The organism is Ferrovibrio sp. (assembly GCF_025869515.1).
GTDB lineage: Bacteria > Pseudomonadota > Alphaproteobacteria > Ferrovibrionales > Ferrovibrionaceae > Ferrovibrio.
This window is the reverse complement of sequence record NZ_JAOZVR010000104.1, coordinates 1-23,361: the sequence shown is the minus strand read 5'-3', so window position 1 is coordinate 23,361 and position 23,361 is coordinate 1. Positions and strand designations below refer to the sequence as shown.

Genomic DNA, 23,361 nt, shown 5'->3' with positions numbered 1-23,361 from the left:
GTGTTTATCTCTTGTTTATGCGGTCAGTCTGTCGCGGTTGCTCACTTTCAGCAACAGGAAAGCACCGAGTGCCAGCGCCGCGCCGACAATCGCCAGCGTGGTGTTACTCACCGGAATCAGGTTGCCGCCGGGTGCCGCAAGTGCGAAGCCGCCGGTCGCCAGCATGATGCGCGCCAGCAGACGCAGCGGCGTGCCGTCCAGCCGGCCGGCGCCGATCAGCCAGCCCTGGATGCTGGCGGCGATCAGCCACACGCCGATGAAGGCGGTGACGATCACCGAGGCCACATCGATAGGGTCGCCCTTCAGGATCAGCGCGGGATTGAGCGCGAAGAAGAACGGCACGATGTAGATCACGGCGCCGAGTCGGATCGCCTGGAAGCCGATCTTGAATGGCGAGGTGCGCGCCAGCGGCGCGGCGGCGAAGGTGGCCAGCGCCACCGGCGGCGTGATGAAGGAGATCATGCCCCAGTACATGATGAAGAGATGCACGGCGAGCGGATCGAGGCCGGCCTTCACCAGCGGCGGCGCCAGCACGATGGCAAGGAAGATGTAGCAGGCCGTCACCGTCATCCCCATGCCGAAGATGAAGCTGGTGATCGCGCCCATCAGCAGCAGCACGATCGGCTTGTCGCCGGCGATATAGACGAGATCGTTGGCCAGCGTGCCGGCCAGGCCGGTGACCGAGAAGGCGCCGATGATGAAACCGACGCCGGCCAGGATCGCCACCAGTTCGGCCAGCGCGCGGCCGGTGGCGAGGATGAGGTCGACCAGGCTTTTCCAGCTCAGGCGGTTCTTCGGCAGGATCTGATTGATCACCAGCAGCAGGCCGGTGGCGACGAAGGGCGCCGTGGCTTCCTGCTGCTCGTTGATCATCAGCCAGACCAGCACGGCGAAGACGGCGATGTAGAGCCAGCCGTCCTTCAGCGTCTGCTGCAGCGACGGCAGTTCTTCCTGTTTCATGCCTTTCAGGCCGAGGCGCGCGGCATAGGCATCGATCTGCATGGCGAGGCCGAAATAGAACAGCAGTGCCGGCACGGCGGCGGCGAGTGCGATCTCGCCATATGAAATGCCGAGGAAGCTCGCCATCACGAAAGCGGTCGAACCCATCACCGGCGGCATCAGCACGGCGCCGGTGGAAGCCACGGCTTCGACGCCGCCGGCATAGTCGGCGCGGAAGCCGGTGCGTTTCATCGCCGGAATGGTGACGACGCCGGACGAAATCACGTTGGAAATGACGCTGCCGGAGATCGAGCCCTGCAGCGCCGAGGAGATCACGCCGACCTGGGCGGCGCCGCCGCGCCAGCGGCCGACCAGCGCGAAAGCCACGTCATTGAAGAACTTGCCGCCGCCGGTATGGTTCAGCGCCACGCCGAAAATGATGAAGCCGATGACGATCTCGCCGAAGGCGCGCATCGGAATGCCGAAGGCGCTTTCGGCGGAGACGATGTGGTAGGCCAGCGTGTTGTCGAGCGGCTGTTCGATACCGTTCAGCGGCGACGGCAGCTTGCCGGCGATGACGGGGTAGAGCGAGATCACGGTGACGATGATGAAGATCGCCGTGCCGCCGGTGCGGCGCAGCGCCTCCAGGATCAGCACCCAGAGGACGGCGCCGAGAATTTTTGCGGTGGGCGGCGCCGAGAATTCCCAGCCTTCGCCGAGAATCGCCTCGGCTTTCCAGCTGAACCAGGCCAGCGCCGCCATGGTGGCAAGGCAGAGGACGATATCGATGCCGAGCCAGGCGGCCGAGCGCGTTGCGTGCGGATGCCAGGGATAGGCCAGGAAGACCAGCGGCAGCGTGGCGGTGGCGAGCAGGAAGAGATAGCGGTTCTCGACCAGCGTGAAGCCGAACAGATGCAGGTTGAACTGCTGGTTCAGCACCAGCACGATCGTTGCCAGGGTCAGCGTGCCGAAGACGGCCTGCAGCCAGACCGGAAGGATGCGATAGGCCAGTTCCTCGACCATGCGGTCGGCGGGCGAGATTTCCGTCGCGACATCACTACTGGCGCGAACGCCCGTGTCGGCACCATCGGTGCCGGCAGCCTTCTGCATTGGTGGTCCTCCCTGCGCCGGCTTTTTCATTGCCGGTCGGATTGTCGGACCAGCAGTTTAGGGAGAGCGCAGCGGAGGATCAACACATCCTGCAGCCCACATCCTGCGACAGGCGCGATGCTGCAGGAAGATATGCTTTCACACAGTTGCTTTGTCGCTCGGATAATCGCGCAATTCGATCGGGGCCTGCCAGAAATGCTGCGCCGCTTCGAAGGCGGCGGCACCGGGCGAGATGCCGGCATCGCGCAGACTGCGCGCATCGATCCGGGTCAGCTCGCGGCGTGCCCGCGTACGCTGGGCCCAGCCGGCAAACAGCGCCGACAGCGCGGGCAGCGTCAGCTGCCACCATGGCGCAGCGAGCCCGTCGAAGACGGCCGGATTGCTGATGCCATCCAGCCAGCCGAGCTCGGCCTTGGTCGGGCTCAGCACCGGCCGGGCTCCGAGCCAGGCCGGCCGCTCGCCGGTGGGCTGCAAGCGGCGGGCTTGCTGCAGTGCGTCAGAACGATCGTGCTTTTTTACAATGGTCTGCGGGGCAGAGGGGGCGATGGTTGTCATGGGGAGGCTCTTTTTGTTGTTAGGTCTGGGGCGACTAACGGGAGAACTCTAACGCGTACCGGTGTCAAAAACTGTCAGTGAAGGGGCAGGGCCCGCTCGATCAGGCTGCGGAAACTGTCTTCGGCCCGCTCGACCGCGGTCGCATCGCGCAACAGCCGGCGGTAATAGTTCATCGCCAGGAAGATGCCCTGGAGATCATAGGCAAACTGCCTGGGGTCCAGGTCGGACCGGAAATGACCTTCCTGAACGGCGATATGGGCACTGCGCGTCAGCATGGCCTGCCACTGATTCTGCAGCTCGGCCAGGTGGTCGCGCACCGGGCCGGGCTTGTCGTCGACCTCGGAGGCCAGCGCCACGAACAGGCAGCCGCCGGGCAGGTCTTCGTGATTCAGGCTCCAGCCAAGCCAGGACCGGAACAGTACCTCGATGCGCGGGCGTCCACGGGGCGCCTTCATCGCCGGCTGCCACACCGTTTCCATGAACCGCTGGGCGGCCTCGTCAAGCAGCGCCTTTTCCAGCTCTTCCTTGGAGCCGAAATGGGCGAACAGGCCGGACTTCGACATCTTCAGCCGGTCGGCCAGCATGCCGATCGAAATCCCCTGAAAGCCTTCGACGCTGGCGGCGCGGAGGGCCTCGGTCAGGATGGCGGCACGGGTTTGCTGTCCTTTGCTCATAGTTGGAAATTTTAGGAACGACCGTTCGTTAAGTCAAATCAAAAGCCGGCGAGCGCTGTGACGGCGGCTACAAACCGGTGCCTGGGCCGGCGCCCGGGCGGGTTATGCCGCAGGGAAATGGCCGCTGTGCCGTAAAATTCCGCGAAACGCTCTCCATCAGGACCCCGCCATGAAAACCCGCCGCGATCTGCTCACCCTTGCCGCCCTGGCCGGCGGTCTGCCCCTGGCGCTGGCCCAGATCGACTATTCGCTGGCGCAGCCCAGGAACCCGGAGCCGACCCCGGCCTGCGGTGACGACCATGCCGGGATCACGCCGGAGCAGATGGAGGGCCCGTATTACACGCCCGATTCACCGTTGCGCACCGGCCTGTACGAAGCCGGCATGGCCGGCACGCGCCTGCGGGTCGGCGGCCTTGTGCTCGGCCGCGCCTGCCGCCCGGCCGCCAATGTGCTGGTCGACCTGTGGCATGCCGATGCCGATGGCCAGTATGACAATCGCGGCTATCGCCTGCGCGGCCACCAGTTCACCGATGCCGAGGGCCGCTGGCAGTTCGAAACCATCGTGCCGGGGCTGTATCCAGGCCGCACGCGCCATCTGCATGTGAAGCTGCAGCCGCCGCGCGGCGACATCCTGACCACGCAGCTGTATTTTCCCGACGAGCCGGGCAATGCGCGCGACCGCATCTTCGACAGGCGTCTGCTGCTGCGCGTGGCCGGCGACCGCGAACAGGCGATTGCGCGCTACGATTTCGTGTTGCCTGTTGGCTGAGCCCGGTGGTTGACCATACCGGCGGAGCCGCGCATTTTGGCGCTGACAGGAGTCAGCGCCGATGACGGATTTCGCCACATTGCTCACCTTCGCGCTCGCCGCCTTTGCGCTGGCGGTGACGCCGGGGCCCGACATGCTGCTGATCATGGCGCGCAGCGTGGCGCAGGGTCGCGTTGCCGGCTTCGTCACGCTCGCCGGCATCAGCGCGGGCTGCTATTTCCACGCGATGATCGCCGGCCTGTCTTTAAGCGGCGTGCTGCTGCTGGCGCCGGTGATGTTCGAGATCATCCGCTGGGCCGGTGCCGCCTATCTGCTCTGGCTCGCCATCCAGGCCCTGCGCGGCAGCGGCGGCTTTCAGGCACCGTCAAAAGTCGATGCGCCGCGCATACCGCTGGCGCGGCTGTTCCGTCAGGGCCTGCTCACCAATATCCTCAACCCGAAAGTCGCGCTGTTCTTCCTGGCGCTGTTTCCGCAATTCATGCAGCCAGATCCCGATACGGCCGTAACGCAGGCGCTGGTGCTGGCCAGCGTGCTGAATGTGGCGGGCTTCATCGTCAACGGTGCGATCATCCTGGCGGCCGGCCGGCTTGGCGAATTCCTCAGTGCGCGGCCCGCCTTCGTGCGCGGGCAGAACCGGCTGCTGGGCGGCGTCTTTGCCTTGCTTGCCCTGCGTCTGGTGTTCGACGCCAAACGCTAGGTCCGGGCCGGGCATTTGATGCCGGCCTGCTGACGCCTAATTCTGCATCACCGGCTGCAGCAGCTGCGCGACCTCGCCGCTGGCGATCATCGCCGCACAGGTCTGCGCGACCGTGGCGGCAACCTCGGGCGCGGTGCTGCGGCCGAAGGCCAGATAAAGCTTCGATGTCAGTTCCGGCAGTGCCAGCATGGGTACCAGCGCATCCTCGCGCTGATCCTGCTCGCGCAGGCGCATGCGAACCGTGGCGGGATGGCCGGGCATGGCATCGACGCGCCCGAACAGCAGCAGGCGCGTTGCTTCATCCTCGTCGGCCATGATCTCCACCGGAATGCCGTGACGCAGCAGATACTCGGTCTTCACATCGCGGTTGACGCCGGCAATGCGCCACTGTTTCAGGTCCGCAATCGCGTTGGCGACGACCAGACTGCGTTCGCGACGGCGGAACATCAGCACGTCGTAATCGAGCACCGGGCAGACCCAGTGAAAACTCTCTTCCCGCTCGGGCGTGCGCGCGATCAGGGCGATCAGCGTGTTGGGTTCATGCTCCGCCGTGGCCAGTGCGCGGGCAAACGGCTGCACCAGCAGCGGTGCGGGCCTGCCCAGGCGCCGCGCCAGTTCCGCCACCAGCGCCGCGGTCGGCCCGATGGCGATGCTGTTGGCATCTTCCTGCGTGTAAGGCGGAAAGCGGCCCGCGACATAGTGCAGCACCGGCAGGTCGGCACCATGCGCAGGCGCGGTCGTCAGCCAGGCGGCAATGACAAGGCAGGCAGCCGGAAGAACTGCGAAACAGGCGAAGCGGGGCATTCAGCCATCATAGGCAAGCGCCGCATAGCCGGAAGGTTACTTTCCGGCTATCCCGGTGATCGTGGTGTGACCGGTTACAGCTGCGCGACCTTGACGCCGGCCACTTCGGCGGTGCCGTCGAGAATGGCGGTCTTGATGGTTTCCAGGCCGCGCTCGAATTCCTCGATCCGCTCACGCAGACCGCGCAGTTCTTCCAGCGCGACATTGCCGATCGGCCGTTCGCTCTGCGCGTATTCCAGCACCAGCGTGGCATAGCGGCCGCGCATCTTGGCCAGCGAACGCAGCATGGTGTCGATTTCGTTCGGCTCGATGCGGCCGAGTGCCCAGACCATCTGTGCACGGGTGACGTCGCGCTCCTTGGCGACGATCTGCTGCACATACTGGCGTGCGTTCAGCGCGGCGGCGACCGCTTCGGCCGGACCTTCGCGGAGCGCAAGGCGCTCGCGCGCGCTCAGGCCGGCTTCAGCGAGGGATTTCGGCCTGGCGGCAGCGGCGGCAGCCAGTGCGGCCTGCGCCTGCGGTACGCCTTTGATCGCGGCCTTGAGCTGGGGTTCGACCTTCTCGGCCTGGCGCAACGACAGCAACGCAAATCCCATGGCGGCAACTCCTGTCCGGACATCGTGTTCCTGTCCCGACAGCAGCAAGCCCCGTGCCATGGCTAAATTGGCGGTTTTCAGGCGCTTTCGAGTTGACACCCTGCTGCCCACCGGCAGCTTTTTCCCAGGACGGCAGGCGTTTATGGCAGCGGCGGGGCCGCCACGCGGGTGATCTGACTGCCGAAATTCAGCTCCAGCAGCCAGTCCTTCGGCCGGGCGCGGTAATCCGACAACAGCGCCGGATCGAGGGCGAATTCCACCTGGGTGGCCTGGCCGCCGCCGCGCTGGCCGCCGCCGCTGATCGGAAAGCTCAGGCCGATTCCGGTGCCGAAACCGCCGTTCGACCCGGCCGAGCCGCCGATCCCCACGCTGGGCCGGCCCCAGCTTTCGCCGCCCGCCGGCGCGGCTTCGGCCTGGCTCAGGCGCTGGGCCAGAATCTTACGGCCATCGGGCGCGGTCAGTCGGGCATCGCGCAGCGGCTGCCCGGCGATCACGCGCATGAACAACAGGCCGCTGGTCTCGCCCTGCCAGACCGCGACGCGTGGCGGTGCGGGCGTGGCGGGCGTACAGGCGACTGCCGTAACGGCAAGCAGGATGGTGAGGGTCAAAGCTCTGAGCATCGCAGTCATATAGGGTTGGCGGCCGGCAGTTCCCATGGGGCGGCCCCGGCGTTTAAGCTGACAGGCATAGAGCAAGAAACGCAGGAAACACCCCTATGTCCGATACTCTGTTCGACCTCTCCGGGAAAGTCGCCGTCATCACCGGCTCCAGTCGCGGCATCGGCCGGGCGATCGCGCTGCGCATGGCGCAGCATGGCGCCAGGGTGGTGGTGACCAGCCGCAAGGCCGAGGCCTGCGAGACGGTGGCGGCGGAAATCCGGGCGGCCAGGACTCTGGATGGAAAACCGGGCGAGGCGATTGTCGTGCCCTGCAACGTCTCGGACAAAGCGCAGCTGCAGGGCCTGGTCGATGCGACGCTCAAACAGTGGGGCCGCATCGACATCCTGGTCTGCAATGCGGCGGTGAATCCCTTCTTCGGCCCGTCGAAGGACATTCCCGACGAGGCCTTCGACAAGATCATGGACGTCAACATCAAGTCGAATCACTGGCTGTGCAACATGGCGGCGCCCGGCATGGCCGCGCGCGGCGACGGCGCCATCGTCATCATCTCCTCGGTCGGCGGCCTGTTCGGGTCCAACACGCTGGGCGCATACGGCATCTCCAAGGCCGCCGACATGCAGCTGGCGCGCAACCTGGCGGTCGAATGGGGGCCGCAGAATGTGCGCGCCAACTGCATCGCGCCGGGTCTGATCCGCACCGATTTCGCCCGTGCCCTGTGGGAGAATCCCGAAATCGCCAAGAAGGCGACCAAGGGCTATGCCCTGCGCCGCATCGGCGAGCCCGACGAGATCGCCGGGGCCGCGGTTTTCCTGAGCTCCGCTGCCGGCCGGTTCATGACCGGCCAGACCATGATCATCGATGGCGGCGGCATGGTGAATTTCCAGTCGGTCTGAGGACGCCGCCGTGGCGGCAGCGGCCGGGCCGCTATATATAGAGTGACATGTCCGTCCGACCGCTGATAGCCGACCCGCGCGCCATCATTGACCGCAAGGCGCTGACCCTGCAGCTCGATGCCCTGGGGGCACCCGGCAGTGCCGAGCAACGCAACCAGGCTCTGGTGCTGCTGAAGGCGGCGCTTGGCCAGGGCCGCCAGGTGATCCGCCAGCGTTTCGAGGGCGGTACGGCGGCGCTGGCCACCCGGCAGTCCTTTGCCTTCCTGATCGACCAGGTGATCCGCCTGGTGCATGACTTCACAGTCAACCGGGTTTACCGCCTGCCCAATCCGACGGCCACCGAGAAGCTGTCCATCGTCGCCGTCGGCGGCTATGGCCGCGGCGAGATGGCGCCGTTTTCCGATGTCGACCTGCTGTTCCTGTTTCCCTACAAGCAGACCCCCTGGGGCGAGCAGGTGGTGGAATTCATGCTCTACCTGCTGTGGGATCTCGGCCTCAAGGTCGGCCATGCCACGCGCTCGGTGGATGAATGCGTCCGCCTCTCCTTAAGCGATGTCACCATCCGCACCGCGATCCTCGAACAGCGCTGGATCTGGGGCGACCAGGAACTGGCCGCGCAGCTCAAGCAGCGCTTCCTGAACGACGTGGTGGCCAAGACAGGTCCCGATTTCATCGAGAAGAAACTGGCCGAGCGCGACGAGCGCCATCGCCGCATGGGCGACTCGCGCTATGTGGTCGAGCCGAATGTGAAGGAAGGCAAGGGCGGGCTGCGCGATCTGCACACGCTGGTCTGGATCACCAAATATGTCTACGGCATCGAGGACAGCGCCGATCTGGTGGCGCGCGGCCTGCTGCACGCGGAAGAACAACGGCGCTTCACGCAGGCGATGGAATTCCTCTGGACCGTGCGCATCCACCTGCATTACCTGGCCAACCGCGCGGAAGAGCGGCTCACCTTCGACATGCAGGTCGAGATCGCCAGGGCGATGGGCTATGCCGACCGGCCCGGCCGCAGCGATGTCGAGCGCTTCATGAAGAAGTATTATCTGGTCGCCAAGGAAGTGGGCGACCTGACGCGGATCTTCGCCGCCGCTCTGGAAGAGCGTCACAAGAAGAAGAAACCGCTGGCGGCGATTCGCGCCAAGATCAAGCGGCCTAAGACCATGGATGGTTTCGAGATCGGCGGCGGCCGCGTCAATGTCGGCAGCGAGACGATGTTCGAGAAGCAGCCGGCGAAAATGCTGCGGCTGTTCCATCTGGCGCAGGAGCAGGGACTGGATATCCATCCCGAGGCTTTGCGTCTGGTGCGGCGGCATCTCAAGCTGCTGGACGGCAAGATCCGCAACGACCCGGACGCCAACCGGCTGTTCATGGACATGCTGTGTTCGACGCAGGATCCGGAAACCACGCTGCGGCGGCTCAACGAGGCCGGCGTGTTCGGTCGCTTCGTGCCGGATTTCGGCCGCGTCGTGGCGCAGACCCAGCACGACATGTATCACACCTATACGGTGGACGAGCATACCATCCGCGCCATCGGTATCCTGTCGCGCATCGAAAGCGGTGCGCTGAAGGAAGATCACCCCTTGTCCGTGAATGTGATCAAGGAAGTGCTGTCACGTCGCGTGCTCTATGTCGCCGTGCTGCTGCACGATATTGCCAAGGGCCGCGGCGGCGACCATTCGGTGCTGGGCGAAAAGGTGGCCGAGAAGCTCGGGCCGCGCTTCGGCCTGACGCCGGCGGAAACCGAAACCGTGGGCTGGCTGGTGCGCTGGCACCTCGCCATGTCGGCGACGGCCTTCAAGCGCGATATCGCCGATCCGAAGACGGTGGTTGATTTCGCCCAGCTGGTGCAGAGCCCGGAACGCCTGCGCCTGCTGCTCTGCCTCACGGTGGCCGATATCCGCGCGGTGGGGCCGACGATCTGGAACGGCTGGAAGGGCCAGCTGCTGCGCGAGCTGTATTACCGCGCCGAGGAATATCTGTCGGGTGGCTTTGCCGGCCGTGGTCGTGACCAGCGCATCGCCGAGACCAAGGAGAAGGTGCGCGCACAACTTACCGACTGGAGCAAGGCCGAGATCGACCGGCTGCTCAAGCGGCATTACGAGAATTACTGGTACTCGAACGATGTCGAAGTGATCCTGCGCCATGCACGGCTGATGCGCGAGGCCGATGCGGCCAAACGCACGCTGACCACGGCGACGCGATCCGACAAATTCCGCTCGGTGACCGAATTCACCCTCTATGCGCCCGATCATCCCGGCCTGTTCGCGCGCGTCGCCGGCGCCATGGCGGCGGCCGGCGCCAATATCGTGGACGCCAAGATCTTCACCACCAATGACGGCATGGCGCTCGACAGTTTCTATATCCAGGACATGGAAGGCGGCACCTTCGACAAGCCGGACCGCATCAAGAAGCTGAGCACCGCCATCGAGCGGGCGCTGTCGGGCGACCTGAAGCTGCGATCCGCGATCGCCTCCGAGAAGCCCGGCATGCCGAGCCGCACCCGGGTCTTCAAGGTTGCGCCGCGCGTGCTGATCGATAATCAGGCCTCCAACCGCTACACCGTCGTCGAGGTCAACGGCCGCGACCGGCCGGGCTTCCTCTACGACGTCACCCGCGGGCTCTACGATCTCAACCTCACCATCGGTTCGGCGCATATCGCAACCTATGGCGAGCGCGCGGTCGACGTTTTCTATCTGCAGGATCTGACTGGCATGAAGCTGACGGACAAGCGCCGGCTGCAGCAGATCGAGAAACACCTGATGAAGCAGATCAGCCCGGCCGAAGACAGGCCCGCTGCTGCAGGCACCAAGACGGCCAAGGCAGCGTGACGCGCCACGCATCACCGTCACAGGTTGAAGGTGAATTGCCTGTGCGGCCCGAGTAGAGTGCCCTGGTTGTGATACCGGCCACGCTCCGCCGCAAGGTGAAGGAGTGGCACCGCTTCGCTGGCTTGCCTATAATTTCGCGCCCCGCTTGAGATTAGCCTCCTGCCGATGTCTCTTTTCCGCGCCATTGCCACTGTCGGCGGCCTGACCATGATCAGCCGCGTTGCGGGATTCGTGCGCGATCTGCTGATCGCGCGCTATCTCGGCGCCGGGCCGATTGCCGATGCTTTCTTCGTCAGCCTGCGGCTGCCGAATTTTTTCCGCTCGCTGTTCGCCGAAGGTGCCTTCACGGCGGGCTTCCTGCCGCTGTTCAGCCGCACCGAGGCCAAGGAGGGCCGCGCCGCCGCCCAACATTTCGCCGAACGCGCATTGTCGATCCTGCTGTTTGCCACACTGGGCTTTACCCTGGTGGCGCAGGTTGCCATGCCACTGGTGATCCTGGTGCTGGCGCCGGGATTCGTCGGCGATCCGCTGCGCTTCCCGCTGTCGGTGACGCTCACCATCATCACCTTCCCATATCTGCTGTTCGTCAGCCTGGCCTCGCTCTATGGCGCGGTGCTGAACTGTTTTGGCCGCTTCTTCGGCATGGCGGCGACGCCGATTCTGCTCAATCTCGTGATGATCGCCGGCATGCTGTGGCTGACGCCCTACACGCCGAATGCCGGCTATGCCCTGGCCTGGTCGACCCTGATCGGCGGCATCCTGCAATTCCTGTGGCTTGCCTGGGATGCGCGCCGCGCCGGCCTCGACCTGCGCCTGCGCCGGCCGATCATCAACCAGAAAGTGCGCCGGCTGTTTCGCCTGGTGCTGCCGGCGGCCCTGGGCGCCGGCGCCACCCAGGTCAACCTCGTCGTCGGCCTGATCCTGGCTTCGCTGCTGCCGGCCGGTGCGGTGTCGTATCTGTTCTATGCCGATCGGATCAACCAGCTTACGGTCGGCGTGGTCGGCACCGCCATCGCCACCGCACTGCTGCCGACGCTGTCCAGCCAGCTGGCGCGCGACAATCATGCAGTCGCGCGCTACACGCAGAACCGGGCGATGGAATTCGGCCTGCTGCTGGCGTTGCCATCCTGCGCCGCTTTGCTGGTGATCCCCTTTCCGATCATTTCCATCCTGTTCCAGCGCGGCGAATTCGACCTCGCCACCGCCCGCGAAACTGCCAACACCCTGTTCGCCTATGCCTTCGGCCTGCCGGGCTTCGTGCTGTCGCGCACATTGACCCCCAGCTTCCATGCGCGCCAGGATACCCGCACGCCGGTCAAGCTCGCGATGGTGAGCATCGTCGTGAACATCGGTCTTGGCCTGGCGCTGCTGCCGGTGCTGGCCCATGCCGGCCTCGCACTGGCCACTGCGATGGCGGCCAACGTCAACACCCTGCTGCTGCTCATCACGCTGTACCGGCGCGGCCTGTGGGAGGCGGATGACCGGCTGAAGCGGCGCAGCCTGCTGATTCTGCTGGCGGCGGCGGCCATGGCGCTTGTGCTGTTCCTGCTCGACCGCCTGGCGCTGACGGACTGGTATGCCGGCGACTTCTGGTATCGGTCGGCCGCGCTGATCGTGCTGGTCGGCAGCGGCCTGGCGGTCTATCTCGCCTGCGTCATGCTGTTCGGCGCCACCCGGCCCAGCGAATGGAAGGCCATCCTGCGGCGCGAGTGATCGCCGGCGCGGGGCGGCATCCCGGCCATTGACGTTACCGGCCGGCCCGGCGATAACCGCCCGGTTTCATAATCCTCTCCCATCACCGGGGCCTTCCACCGCCCCATCCAGCCAGGGACAGTCCATGGCCTTCCAACGGCGCATCTTCTCGGGCATCCAGCCCACCGGCAATCTCCATCTCGGCAATTATCTCGGCGCTGTACGCAACTGGGTCGCGCTGCAGAAGGAATACGAGTGCATCTTCTGCATGGTCGACATGCATGCGATCACCGCATCCCTGCTCGATCCGGACGAGCTGCGTCACAGCACGCGGGAACTGGCGGCGGCGATGATCGCCTCGGGTATCGATCCCGAGAAGAATATCCTGTTCAACCAGTCGCAGAATCCCGATCACGCCACGCTGGCCTGGGTCTTCAATTGCGTCGCCCGTATGGGCTGGATGAATCGCATGACCCAGTTCAAGGAGAAAGCCGGCAAGGATCGCGAGAATGCCTCGCTTGGCCTCTATGCGTATCCCGCGCTCATGGCGGCGGATATTCTTGTCTACAAGGCGACCCATGTGCCGGTCGGCGAGGATCAGAAGCAGCATCTGGAACTGACCCGCGACATCGCGCAGAAGTTCAACCATGACTATGGCAAGGAATTCTTCCCGCTGACCGAACCGCTGATCTTCGGCACCGCCACGCGCGTGATGTCGCTGCGCGACGGCGCCAAGAAGATGTCGAAGTCGGATGCTTCCGACCAGTCGCGCATCAACCTGACCGACACCGCCGACGCAATCGCCGACAAGATCAAGCGGGCAAAGACCGATCCCGAGCTGCTGCCCGAAGCGGTGGAAGGCCTGGAAGGACGGCCGGAGGCGCAGAACCTGATGGGCATCTACGCGGCGCTGTCGGACCAGACGCTGGAACAGGCGGTGGCCGCCACCGCCGGCAAGGGCTTTGGCGATTTCAAGAAGATGCTGACCGAAACGGCGGTTGCGGTGCTCGGGCCGATCACGGCCGAGATGCGCCGCCTGACCGCCGATCCCGGCTATGTCGACGGCATTCTGCGCAAGGGTGGCGAAAAGGCGCGCGCGCTGTCTGCGCCGATCATCGCCGAAGTCTATGACACGGTCGGCTTCCTGCGCCCGTAATCGCGGACTGTAGCCTTGAATGCCCTGGATGGCAGGCCCACATTAGGAGCCCGCCACTTTATTCTGGCCGACAGAGAATGATGGATACCGCCGCCTCCCGATCCGCCCTTACCGCATGGCTGCGCAGCCGCTGGCTGCCGGTAACGGCCATCGCTGTCGTGCTGATCTTCGGCCTGTATTATCCGGTCGGCATGCTGATCGCGCACAAGATCGACGACCGGCTGGATTTTGAAATCCCCGCCGGCGACCTGCCTGCCGGCGGCAGCCGCACGGTGGCATTGGCCGCGGCGCTGATCGACCGCGAGGTCAACCGCAGCGGCTGGGTCGCCAACGATCCCTTCTTCATGCCGGGATCGATGCTCGACAACATGCCGAACTACCAGCTCGGCATGATTCATGCGCTCGGCCGTTTTGCCTTCCAGATGGTCGACCAGATCGGCCGTACGCGCGGGTCGAGCCAGACCGACCGCGACCTGCAGGAAGCCGCCGGCCTGCTGCAGTATTCCGGCACCAAGTGGATCTTCGATTTCTCCACCTCGCTGCTGCCGACGGCGAAATCGGAAGACCAGTATCGCAAGGCGCGGTCGGCCCTGCTCAGCTACAACCAGCGCCTCGGGGCCGGTCAGGCCGTGTTCGAGCGGCGCGCCGACAATCTGCAGGCCACGCTGGAGCGCATCGCGCTTGATATCGGTTCGGCCTCGGCGGCCATCGACCGGCGCATCCGCGAGGGCAGCGAGATGATGATCGACTGGGAAGGCGACGACGTCTTCTACAGCGTCAAGGGTCAGATGTATGCCTACTATCTGGTGCTGCGCGAACTGAAGCAGGATTACCCCAATCTGGTGCGCGATCGCGAACTGGGGGGCACCTGGGACCAGATGCTGGACTCTTTCGCCGCTGCGGCGGGGCTGAAGCCGCTGGTGGTCGCGAATGCGCGGCCGGATGCGGTGATCCTGCCCAACCATCTGGCCTCGATGGGATTTTACGTCGAGCGCGCCCGCGCCCAGATTTACGAGATCGTCAATATTCTGCAGAAGTAAGTGTGGCGACCCGACAATATCGCTGCGCATGCGGTCCGGCATTTCGGCATGGAAATCGCCGTCAAGACCGCGGGCATAATTACCCACATCTTTCTGCCATTGCGTTCGGAGCAAGGGCAGGGCAACCTCTGACGGCATGAGCGAAAGCAAGGCAGAGTCTTCAAGGCCGGACGCCAAACGGCGCAGCAAGTTCCTGGTCGTCGTCGACGATACGGATGAAGTGCGCGTGGCTGTGCGCTATGCGACGCGGCGCGCGCGCAATGTTCGCTGCGGCGTGGTGATGCTGCGTGTCATCGAGCCGGTCGATTTCCAGCAATGGGCCGGCGTTGCCGAGATGATGCGCTCCGAAGCCCATGAAGCGGCCGAGGATCTGCTGCAGAAGCTGGCCGAGCAGGTGAACCAGGAATCCGGCCTGATGCCGGAACTGGTGATCCGCGAGGGTGTCGCCAAGGACGAGTTGCTGAAGCTGGTCGACGAGGATCCCGATATCCGCATGCTGGTGCTGGCCGCGGCGCCGGGCAAGGGCGGCGAAGGCCCGGGCCCGCTGGTTTCCGCTTTGGCCGGGCAAATGGCGGGCGACCTGAAGTTCCCCATCACCGTGATCCCCGGCGCGCTTACCGACGAGCAGATCGATCGCCTCACCTGAGGCTATTCCACCAGGTCCAGTACATTTTCGCTGACCACTGTTGTGGTCACCGGATCGTGCAGATGGTCGATCGGGCGGCCGTCATGGCCTTCCAGGCGGTCGTAGAGGGCAAAACCAAGCACCAGGTCGATCCGTGTTCTGTCTGCCGCCATCGGCAGCAGCAGGCGGCGGAACTGCATCACCGGCCGGCCGCGCTGACTCCAGTGCTGCAATACATAATGTCCGTAGCCCGACAAGACGGTTCGGTAGTTGGCGGTGATCCGCGCAAGCTGCTCGCCGGTGAAGATCTCGTCGAGATGCCGGTTGCTCAGCTCGAAGTCGAGCTGTTGCCGCACGGCGGCGCCTGACAACACGTAGCGGAAACGGGCGCCGTCCTCGATCGCTTCCACCATGAAGATGTTGGGCAGCAATTGTTTGAGGTCGAACGGATCGATGTCGTCGCGCGCCGGCCAGAGCTGCAGGCCGCGCCAGCGCTGCCAGCAGGACAGCGCATGAGCGAGCCGGGCATCCTCGACAAGCTGCTGCGGCGTGGCGTTCATGGCCCAAGTCTGGACCGCGATGGCGGTTGCGGCAACCGCAAACAGGGTTATGGCCGCCGCCGGTCATCAACACGTATTCATAAACGGCGATTATTCATACCCGGCCAGGCGGTCGACCGGCAGCGTGAACAGTTCCTGCGCCTCGCGCACGCCGCGCAGCGCATGGAAGCCGACCGATTCAAGATGATAGGGCGCCGCGGCATCGCTGTTGATGGCATCGGCAAAGGTCGACGAGGCCAGCAGCGGGCGGTCCACCGCTTTGGTCTGCGCTTCCAGGCGCGCGACTTCGTTGACGGCGCGGCCGATCACGGTGAAATCGAGCCGGTCGCGCGCGCCGATATTGCCGAACACCACCTTGCCGACATGCAGGCCGATGCCGACCTTCAGCGGCGCGACGCCGGCGATGGCGCGGCCCTGGTTCAGCTCGTGTAATCCGGCGAAGGCATTCTCGGCCGCTGTCAGGGCGCGCCGGCACGCCGCCTCCAGCGTATTGCCGTCCTCGACGCGGAAAATGGCCAGCAGGCCGTCGCCGATGAATTTCAGAACCTCGCCGCCATGGGCCTGGATCGGGCCGGCCATGGCATCGAAATAACGGTCCAGCGTCGCCACCACCTCGACGGTCGGGTTGCGATCCGAAAAGGCGGTGAAGCCGCGCAGGTCCGACAGCCAGATGGCGGCCTCCACCTCATAGCCCTGGCCGCGCCGCAGGTCCCCCTTCAGCACCCGTTCGGCCGGGCTCTGGCCGAGATAGGTGGTCAGCAGGTCGCGGGTCATGCGCCGCCCGGCTTCCAGCTCCAGGCGCAGGGCGATCAGCGGCATCAGCTCCATCAGGTAGCTGAGCTCTTCGGGCCGGAAACCGCCCTTCCGGTCGGTGGCGAAGCTCATGAAGGACACATTCTGGCCTTCCCGGCCCATCCCCGGTCCCTGGGTGAACCGCATCGGCAGGACCAGGTAATCAGTCACCCCCAGCGCCTTGAGCTCCGGCAGAATGCCGAAATCCATCGGCGCTCCGGGCTGTTCAAGTTGCCGGCGGATGGCGGCGGCGCCCTCGTGGATCACCGCGATGGGGCTTTTCAGGTATTCGTCGGTCTGGAACACGCCATGGCCGCGTTCCGTCATGGTCACGCCCGCGTCGCGCTGCCAGGCGAAGGCGCGGGTGACGGTCAGGGGATGCATCGAGGGCAGGCCGGTGGTGACGCGGAACAGCGGCAGGCCTTCGTCTAGCAGATGACGGCAGAATCCCTCGAACAGCTCGCTCATCGGCATCACTTTGCCGTCGTGATCGACCAGCCAGCGGGCAGCCGGAGTGAGAACAAGCCGCGAATCGGGCCAGCGCGGCAGGCGCAGTATCCCCTCGGCGGGATCGCTCATCGCTCCACAGCCCTGGGGACAACCAGCAATTTTATCCACATTGGTTTAAAATCTTCCAAAACTTGCGCTGCCTACGCAATTTCATGTCCGCGCCATGGTTTTGCCACGGCCTTTAGCCTTGATATTTGCGGACCCCGCGACCAATTTCCAGTCCACCTTACGAGACCCCAGAGCAAATGTTCATCCAGACTGAAACCACGCCGAACCCGGCGACCCTCAAATTCCTTCCCGGCCGCGATGTGCTGGGTGCGGAATTCGTCGGCGGCTCGGTCGACTTCACCGAGGCCGAATCGGCCAAGGTATCTCCGCTCGCCACCCGCTTGTTCGCGGTGGCCGGCGTCGAGGGCATTTTCCTGGGCTCCGACTTCGTGACCGTCACCAAGGGCGACCTGCGTGACTGGACCGAACTGAAGCCGGCCCTGCTGGGTGCGATCATGGAGCATTTCATGTCCGGCCTGCCGGTGATGAATGCCGGCGCCGGCGGCAGCGAGGTCGAAGAGACATTTGATCCGGCCGACGGCCAGATCGTTACCCAGATCAAAGAACTGATCGAAACGCGGGTCCGTCCCGCGGTGGCCCAGGATGGCGGCGACATTATTTTCCGCGGATTCGAGCGTGGAGTCGTTTTCCTGCAGATGCAGGGGTCCTGTTCCGGTTGCCCGAGTTCAACGGCAACCCTGCGCTATGGCATTGAAAACATGCTGAAGCATTACGTGCCCGAAGTGTCCGAAGTACGGGCCGTCTGAGTCGCTGTCAGGGTCCGGGGGTTGCCGGAACTAACAGCTGTTCACCGCGTTTTTGGTGAGTTCGAAGCGTTTCCTGGTGGGGGATCGCACATAGGGCAGCGCCCGTCGCAATCGACGAGTTATGTCGGCTGAGGCGTGGGCTAGGCGCTGATAACTGTGGAGGTTTGACCCATGACGGCACATCGCGATCGGCGATTGCTTGCCATTGGATCGGACGTACGTCTGATTTTTGCCGGTTTCGGCCTGTTGCTGGCCGTCGGCCTGGTTTCCGGAGTGGGCGTGGGGTGGCTTTCGAGCCGCCAGCTTTCCCGCGTGCCCGAAGTGCAGGTGGCGCAGGTTGCGTCCGACCACTCGGTGCGGGAATCCGTTCATGATGCCTGGGATCGTCTGCGCCAGATCGCGCAGCTCGACTGGCGTTCGGTGGTCGAGCCGCGCAACAGCGCGGCAGTGGCCGATGCCGCTCCCAGGGACAAGAAAGATGATGCACCCGCGATCAGCGCGGCCGAGGCTTCGCGCCGCATTGCGGAAGTGCGGCAGTTCTCGCCGCATCGCACCGCCATGCGCGCCGAAACCGACCGCACCGTGGATGCGATGCTCGCCCGTTTCGAGCAGCAGGGCTTCGATCTTGCCGATCTGCGCAATCCCAGCGGACAGGTCGAAGTGCCGCGCATCTTTCTGGCCTCGCTGCCGGTCGATATCGCCGATGTCAATCTGACGGAAAAGCGCAAGCGCGCCTTTCTGAAGGTGATGCTGCCGCATATTCTGCGCGAGAACGAACGTATCGTTGCCGATCGTGAGCGGCTCGAGCAGCTGCACCAGCGCATCCAGTATGGCACCGCGCTGAGCATGCGCGACCAGCGCTGGCTCGAACGGCTGGCCGAACAGTATGGCGTCGATGATGGCGACACCGCAGAACTGCTGAACCGCGTCGATGCCATTCCGGCCGGTCTGGCACTGTCGCAGGCCATTGAGGAATCAGGCTGGGGCACCTCGCGTTTCGCTCTGATGGGTAATGCCGTCTTCGGCATGTGGACTTGGATTCCGGGCAATGGCCTGGTGCCGGAAAGCCGTCCCGAGGGCGAGACCTATGAAGTGCAGCGCTTCAAGAGTCTGGAGCATTCTGTTGCCGCCTATATGCGGAACCTGAATTCCAAGGCCAGCTATCGCGAATTCCGCGACAAGCGCGCCGTCATGCGCGACCGCAGCGTGACGCCCGACAGCTACCAGCTGGCCGGTACTTTGCATCGCTATTCGGTGCGTGGCCCGGATTACATCCGCACCATCCGTTCGATCATGAAGTCGAACGGGCTGGACCAGTTCGATGCCGCCAGGCTGGCCGACGAGTCGACTCCGCTGCTGAGCACGCTGGATTTCTTCGGCAAGTCGTAAGCTTTCTGTCAGCGATACGCAGTAACAACCGGCCCGGACCAAGTCCGGGCCGGTTTTTTTTGCCATCCTGCGTCAGGCTGGCGCGGAGTCGCCACCTTGCGGCGGCGTTAACCCGACCAATATACTGTGTTAACGAAGCCGGGCGGCTTTGAACCCCGAGGTCGCCGTGTCGCTGTGTGAGGAAGCCCCATGTCTGCCCGTCCCGTTCTGTCCCGCCTGCTGCTGGTTCCTGCCATCGCCAGTGCCCTGCTGCTTTCTGCCTGCCAGAACAACGGCCAGGGACCGGAGATGAACAAGGAGAATATCGGCACTGTGCTCGGCGGTATCGGCGGTGCCGTGCTCGGCGCCCAGTTCGGCAAGGGCACCGGCCAGCTGGTCGGTGTGGCTGCCGGCGCCCTGGCCGGCGCCTATCTCGGCAACCAGATCGGCTCGTCGCTCGACAAGGCCGACAAGGCGCAGATGGAGCAGGCCAGCAACAAGGCCACCACCGCGCCGATCGGACAGACCATTTCCTGGCGCAATCCCGACAGCGGCAATTCCGGCACAGTGACTCCGACAAGGGAAGGCACCGCGTCGAATGGTGAATACTGTCGCGAGTTCCAGCAGACGGTGACGGTCAGCGGCAAGACCGAACAGGCTTACGGCACGGCCTGCCGGCAGCCCGATGGCAGCTGGAAGATCGTCAACGGTTGATCCGCATGACCGGTGCCACGCGTAGCAACAGGGGATCCAGGCTGTTGGATCGGGCTTCAGGCCCGCTGCTGGCTGCGGGATTCGGCCTGGCTTTGCTGTTTGCGCCGGTTGCCGCCCATGCCGATTTTGCCCAGGGCGTGAAAGCCTACGAGGCCGGCGATCACAAGGCTGCTTTCGAGGCCTGGCTGCCGCTCGCCGAAAATGGCGATGTGGCGGCCATGCGCAATATCGGTCATCTCTATCGCTGGGGGCAGGGCGTCGAAAAGGACATCCGGCTGGCGGTGCAGTGGTATCGCAAGGCAGCCGAGATGGGCTTCTCGCGCGCGCAGGCGAATCTTGCTTCCATCTACCTGCAGGGCGATGAGGGCGTGCCGGTCGATTATGCCGAGGCCTATAAATGGTTTGCCGCCGCTGCAGTCCAGAATCTCGCGGTGGCGCAGTATAATCTCGGCCTGATGTACGAGCTCGGTCTGGGCATCCAGAAGAGCGAGCCGCGTGCGCTCGGCTGGTACAATCTCGCTGCGAAAGCCGGCCAGCCCGAGGCGATCGAGCGGCTGTCGCAACTGGTGAAGAATACCGAGGCGCCGCTGGTTTCCGGCGTGAATATCGCCGCGCCCCAGGCGGCATCCGCCGATGATCGCACCGAAGCGGCGGGCAGCGCTGCGGCACCTCCGGCACCAGCAGTGGCAGTGCCGGGTGGCGCCGCCATGCCGGCCGATCCGGCCCCCATTGCCAACCCGGTTCAGGCCGCCTCTGCCCCGGCCCCTGTGGCCGCGCCTCCCGTCGCGCCGGCACCGGAGGTGCCGCCCGAGGAGGATCGCCCGGGCCTGCTGGGACGGTTTTATTCGGCGATTTCTTCCGGCGGCGGTGTCTCGATCCCTGATATCTTCAAGTCATCGCCGGAACCGGCCACGGATTCGCCCCCGGAATCGTCTCCGGTCGAGGGGCAGTCCGCCGCGCCGGACGGCAGCCGCAAGGCTGGCGATCCGGAAGTCCGGCCATGAGGACCCGCCAGCATGCGTGATCCGTATCAGGTTCTGGGAGTGGCGCGCGGTGTCAGCGCCGAAGACCTGCGCAAGGCCTATCGCAAGCTGGCCAAGGAATTCCATCCCGACCGCAACCAGGGCAACGAGAAGGCGTCCGAGCGGTTCAAGGAAATCTCGGCAGCCTACGATCTGATCGGCGATCCCGAGAAACGCGCCAAATACGACCGCGGCGAGATCGATGCCTCCGGCCAGCCGCGCACGCGCGGTTTCGGCGGCGGCGGATTCCGTCCGGGCGGCGCCGGCGCCGGCGATGCCCGCGGCCCCTTCGGCGCCGGCGGCTTCGGCTTCGATCCCCATGCCGGCGGCGAGGATATTTTCGACGAGATTTTCGGGCAGATGCGGCGCGGGCGCGGCGCTGCGGGTGCCGGCGGCGCCAGAGCAAACCGGCCGATGCGCGGCGCCGATCGTCATTTCAACCTGAAGATCGGCTTCCTTGATGCGGCGCGCGGCTGCAAGCGCCGGCTCACCATGCCCGATGGCAAGCAGCTCGATGTCGCCATCCCGGCCGGCCTGTCGGATGGCCAGCAGATCCGGCTGCGCCACCAGGGCGATGCCGGCCGCAACAACGGCGAGGCCGGCGATGCGCTGATCGAGGTGACGGTCGAACCGCATCCGTTTTTCAGCCGCCAGGGCGACGACCTGCATCTGGAACTGCCGGTCACGCTGGACGAAGCCATCCTCGGCGCCAAGATTCCGGTCCCGACCATCGACGGCATGGTGGCGGTCGGCGTGCCCAAGGGTGCCAGTTCCGGCACCACATTGCGGCTCAAGGGGCGCGGCTTTCCGCTCAAGGGCGGCGCGTCTGACCAGCGCGGCGACCAGTATGTGAAGCTCAAGCTCGTGCTGCCCGAGAAACCCAATTCGGCGCTCGAAAAGCTGATCGAAGGCTGGGTCAAGTCGAACAAATACGACGTGCGGGCCAAATACACCGTCGATTAAGGCGCATCAGGCAGCCGTTAAGGTCGTTTTAACGAAGCCTTCACCATCTCTTGGCAGCCTAAACCACGGACTTTCCTTGCGGAGGAGTCCGGCGGACTCTATCGTCCGCGCCATTCCCACCGATTCGCGATGGGCTTTCGATTCGGTCATGTACACACGGCGCCTTGTCCTCTCTTCGCTGCTCGGCCTGCTCGGCACCGCTGCCCTGCCGGGGCAGGGTGAGGCTGCCGCCAAGAAGACGCCGCCGCTGCCCGGTCGCAAGCCGGCGCCGAAGGCGGTGCCCAGGCTGCCGCCGCGCCCGCCGGCCATCGTCATCCTCGATCCCGGCCATGGCGGTCGCGATCCGGGCGCCATTGGCGTCACCGGCACCGAGGAAAAGGACGTCACACTGTCGATCTGCCAGGGCATTCGCCAGATGCTGGCCGATCATCCCGATATCAGGGTGTTCCTCACCCGCGACCGCGACAGCTATATCCCGCTGCCGAGCCGCGTCGCCTTCGCGCATGAGAAGAACGCCGACCTGTTCATCTCGATCCATGCCGATGCGGCGCCGAACCGCGCCGCCCGCGGCCTCTCGGCCTATACGCGGGCCGACAAGGCGACCGATGATTTCGCCCGTCATCTGGCCGACCGCGAGAACAGGGTCGACGCCGTCTACGGTTTCGATGCCGGCGCCACCGACAAGCAGACCGCGGCCATCCTGATCGACCTGGCACGTCGCCACGGCCATAACGCCTCGCTGGCCGCCAAGCGGCGTATCGTCACCGGCGTGGGCCATCGCGTGCAGCTGCTCGACAACCCGATGCGGGCGGCGAATTTCGCCGTGCTGCGCTCGCCGGCCTTGCCGTCCGTGCTGATCGAGACGGGATTTCTGAGCAATCCGCAGGATGAAAAAATCCTGCGCAGCCCGAAAAGCCGCGCCGCCCTGGCGCGCTATCTGGCCGACCAGATCGCCCCGGTCGCCGTCGACCTGAGAGAAGCGTGAGATCTGCCGTTTCATAAACTGTCATCCTCGGGCTTGTCCCGAGGATCCATTTACATGTTCCGATATACGGATGGTTGGTATGGACCCTCGGAATAAATCCGAGGGTGACGGTCTTTGTGGTGGCGGCATCCGCGTCTTTGTCCCCTGACAATTCAGAAGCTGCGGGACAGGCGAAGGCCTGCTAATGCTGGCCGTACATGCTGCCTGACCTTTTTTCCTTCATCATTGCCGCGTCCGGCGTTTTCCTGATTGCCTTCATGCGCGGCGCCTTTGGCGGCGGTTTCGCCATCGTCGGCATTCCGCTGCTCTCGCTGGCGATGGATCCGATCACCGCCGGCGCCGTGCTGGCGCCGCTGTTCATCGCCATCGACATCGTCGCCCTGCGCTACTGGAAACCCAGCACCTGGTCGAAGCCCGATATCAGGCTGCTGCTGCCCATGCTGGCGCTTGGCATCGCGCTCGGCTTCTGGCTGATGCACATGCTCAACCGCCATGCCGTTGAAATCGCCATGGCGGCGATCACGCTGGTCTTCGCCGGCCTGTGGTTCCGCAGCGGCGGCCAGGTGCAGCAGCAGCCGCGCATGCCGGCCAAGGGGCTTCTCGCCGGCTTCACCGCGGGCATCACCACGAT

23 protein-coding genes are annotated in these 23,361 nt (G+C 65.0%); 15 read left to right on the top strand and 8 right to left on the bottom strand.

Features of this window, described 5'->3' with window-relative positions:
- Positions 1-15 precede the first annotated feature (15 nt).
- From OJJ21_RS18245 to OJJ21_RS18235, 3 genes are all read right to left on the bottom strand, one after another.
- The gene (locus tag OJJ21_RS18245; RefSeq protein WP_297688463.1) at positions 16-2,049 is read right to left on the bottom strand and encodes a TRAP transporter fused permease subunit; all 2,034 of its coding nucleotides are present in this window, start codon (positions 2,047-2,049) and stop codon (positions 16-18) included.
- A gap of 138 nt (positions 2,050-2,187) precedes the next feature.
- Positions 2,188-2,604 carry a DUF1127 domain-containing protein gene (locus OJJ21_RS18240; protein ID WP_297688461.1) on the bottom strand — a complete coding sequence of 139 codons (417 nt, stop codon included), beginning with the start codon at positions 2,602-2,604 and terminating at the stop codon, positions 2,188-2,190.
- Positions 2,605-2,678: 74 nt separating this feature from the next.
- Complete coding sequence (locus OJJ21_RS18235) at positions 2,679-3,278, bottom strand: TetR/AcrR family transcriptional regulator (protein WP_297688459.1); 600 nt, start codon at positions 3,276-3,278, stop codon at positions 2,679-2,681.
- Between the two features lie 169 nt (positions 3,279-3,447).
- Here OJJ21_RS18235 and OJJ21_RS18230 point away from each other — a divergent pair, with 169 nt between their 5' ends.
- Together OJJ21_RS18230 and OJJ21_RS18225 are read left to right on the top strand one after the other, a co-directional pair.
- Entirely contained in the window at positions 3,448-4,047 is a 600-nt protein-coding gene (locus OJJ21_RS18230) for an intradiol ring-cleavage dioxygenase (RefSeq protein WP_297688457.1), read from the top strand.
- 61 nt (positions 4,048-4,108) lie between these two features.
- Entirely contained in the window at positions 4,109-4,744 is a 636-nt protein-coding gene (locus tag OJJ21_RS18225; protein ID WP_297688455.1) for a LysE family translocator, read from the top strand.
- Between the two features lie 36 nt (positions 4,745-4,780).
- Here OJJ21_RS18225 and OJJ21_RS18220 read toward each other — a convergent pair whose 3' ends face one another.
- The 3 genes from OJJ21_RS18220 to OJJ21_RS18210 all read right to left on the bottom strand — a co-directional run bounded on the left by OJJ21_RS18220 (position 4,781) and on the right by OJJ21_RS18210 (position 6,764).
- The gene (locus OJJ21_RS18220; RefSeq protein WP_297688454.1) at positions 4,781-5,548 is read right to left on the bottom strand and encodes a transporter substrate-binding domain-containing protein; all 768 of its coding nucleotides are present in this window, start codon (positions 5,546-5,548) and stop codon (positions 4,781-4,783) included.
- Between the two features lie 74 nt (positions 5,549-5,622).
- Positions 5,623-6,144, bottom strand: a complete 522-nt coding sequence (locus tag OJJ21_RS18215) for a hypothetical protein (RefSeq protein WP_297688452.1) — start codon at positions 6,142-6,144, stop codon at positions 5,623-5,625.
- Between the two features lie 140 nt (positions 6,145-6,284).
- On the bottom strand, positions 6,285-6,764 hold the full coding sequence (locus tag OJJ21_RS18210; RefSeq protein ID WP_297688451.1) for a hypothetical protein: 480 nt from the start codon (positions 6,762-6,764) through the stop codon (positions 6,285-6,287).
- A 95-nt stretch (positions 6,765-6,859) separates the two neighbouring features.
- On the opposite strand from OJJ21_RS18210, the gene OJJ21_RS18205 reads away from it, so the two are divergent.
- From OJJ21_RS18205 to OJJ21_RS18180, 6 genes are all read left to right on the top strand, one after another.
- Positions 6,860-7,657: an SDR family oxidoreductase gene (locus OJJ21_RS18205; RefSeq protein ID WP_297688449.1), complete on the top strand. Its 798-nt coding sequence runs from the start codon at positions 6,860-6,862 to the stop codon at positions 7,655-7,657.
- A 47-nt stretch (positions 7,658-7,704) separates the two neighbouring features.
- Positions 7,705-10,488, top strand: coding sequence for a [protein-PII] uridylyltransferase (locus OJJ21_RS18200; RefSeq protein ID WP_297688447.1), 2,784 nt, complete (start codon positions 7,705-7,707; stop codon positions 10,486-10,488).
- Between the two features lie 165 nt (positions 10,489-10,653).
- Entirely contained in the window at positions 10,654-12,201 is a 1,548-nt protein-coding gene (murJ, locus tag OJJ21_RS18195; protein ID WP_297688445.1) for a murein biosynthesis integral membrane protein MurJ, read from the top strand.
- Between the two features lie 124 nt (positions 12,202-12,325).
- On the top strand, positions 12,326-13,336 hold the full coding sequence (gene trpS, locus OJJ21_RS18190; protein ID WP_297688443.1) for a tryptophan--tRNA ligase: 1,011 nt from the start codon (positions 12,326-12,328) through the stop codon (positions 13,334-13,336).
- Between the two features lie 77 nt (positions 13,337-13,413).
- Positions 13,414-14,376 carry a DUF2333 family protein gene (locus OJJ21_RS18185; protein ID WP_297688441.1) on the top strand — a complete coding sequence of 321 codons (963 nt, stop codon included), beginning with the start codon at positions 13,414-13,416 and terminating at the stop codon, positions 14,374-14,376.
- A 136-nt stretch (positions 14,377-14,512) separates the two neighbouring features.
- Positions 14,513-15,022 carry a universal stress protein gene (locus OJJ21_RS18180; RefSeq protein ID WP_297688439.1) on the top strand — a complete coding sequence of 170 codons (510 nt, stop codon included), beginning with the start codon at positions 14,513-14,515 and terminating at the stop codon, positions 15,020-15,022.
- A gap of 2 nt (positions 15,023-15,024) precedes the next feature.
- Here OJJ21_RS18180 and OJJ21_RS18175 read toward each other — a convergent pair whose 3' ends face one another.
- Together OJJ21_RS18175 and OJJ21_RS18170 are read right to left on the bottom strand one after the other, a co-directional pair.
- Entirely contained in the window at positions 15,025-15,561 is a 537-nt protein-coding gene (locus tag OJJ21_RS18175; protein ID WP_297688437.1) for a PAS domain-containing protein, read from the bottom strand.
- Between the two features lie 90 nt (positions 15,562-15,651).
- Positions 15,652-16,932: an adenylate/guanylate cyclase domain-containing protein gene (locus tag OJJ21_RS18170; RefSeq protein ID WP_297688436.1), complete on the bottom strand. Its 1,281-nt coding sequence runs from the start codon at positions 16,930-16,932 to the stop codon at positions 15,652-15,654.
- 176 nt (positions 16,933-17,108) lie between these two features.
- Between OJJ21_RS18170 and OJJ21_RS18165 the strand changes: the two genes are divergently transcribed.
- From OJJ21_RS18165 to OJJ21_RS18135, 7 genes are all read left to right on the top strand, one after another.
- Positions 17,109-17,678: a NifU family protein gene (locus tag OJJ21_RS18165; RefSeq protein ID WP_297688434.1), complete on the top strand. Its 570-nt coding sequence runs from the start codon at positions 17,109-17,111 to the stop codon at positions 17,676-17,678.
- Positions 17,679-17,849: 171 nt separating this feature from the next.
- Positions 17,850-19,067 carry a glucosaminidase domain-containing protein gene (locus OJJ21_RS18160; RefSeq protein WP_297688432.1) on the top strand — a complete coding sequence of 406 codons (1,218 nt, stop codon included), beginning with the start codon at positions 17,850-17,852 and terminating at the stop codon, positions 19,065-19,067.
- A 189-nt stretch (positions 19,068-19,256) separates the two neighbouring features.
- Positions 19,257-19,760 (top strand): RT0821/Lpp0805 family surface protein, encoded by a 504-nt coding sequence (locus OJJ21_RS18155; RefSeq protein ID WP_297688430.1) that lies wholly within the window; start codon positions 19,257-19,259, stop codon positions 19,758-19,760.
- 44 nt (positions 19,761-19,804) lie between these two features.
- Entirely contained in the window at positions 19,805-20,764 is a 960-nt protein-coding gene (locus OJJ21_RS18150; protein WP_297688428.1) for a tetratricopeptide repeat protein, read from the top strand.
- A gap of 12 nt (positions 20,765-20,776) precedes the next feature.
- Positions 20,777-21,745 (top strand): DnaJ C-terminal domain-containing protein, encoded by a 969-nt coding sequence (locus tag OJJ21_RS18145; RefSeq protein WP_297688426.1) that lies wholly within the window; start codon positions 20,777-20,779, stop codon positions 21,743-21,745.
- Positions 21,746-21,893: 148 nt separating this feature from the next.
- Complete coding sequence (locus OJJ21_RS18140) at positions 21,894-22,730, top strand: N-acetylmuramoyl-L-alanine amidase (protein ID WP_297688424.1); 837 nt, start codon at positions 21,894-21,896, stop codon at positions 22,728-22,730.
- Positions 22,731-22,927: 197 nt separating this feature from the next.
- Positions 22,928-23,361: sulfite exporter TauE/SafE family protein (locus tag OJJ21_RS18135; protein ID WP_297688422.1), on the top strand; the 434-nt coding region annotated here is incomplete at its 3' end.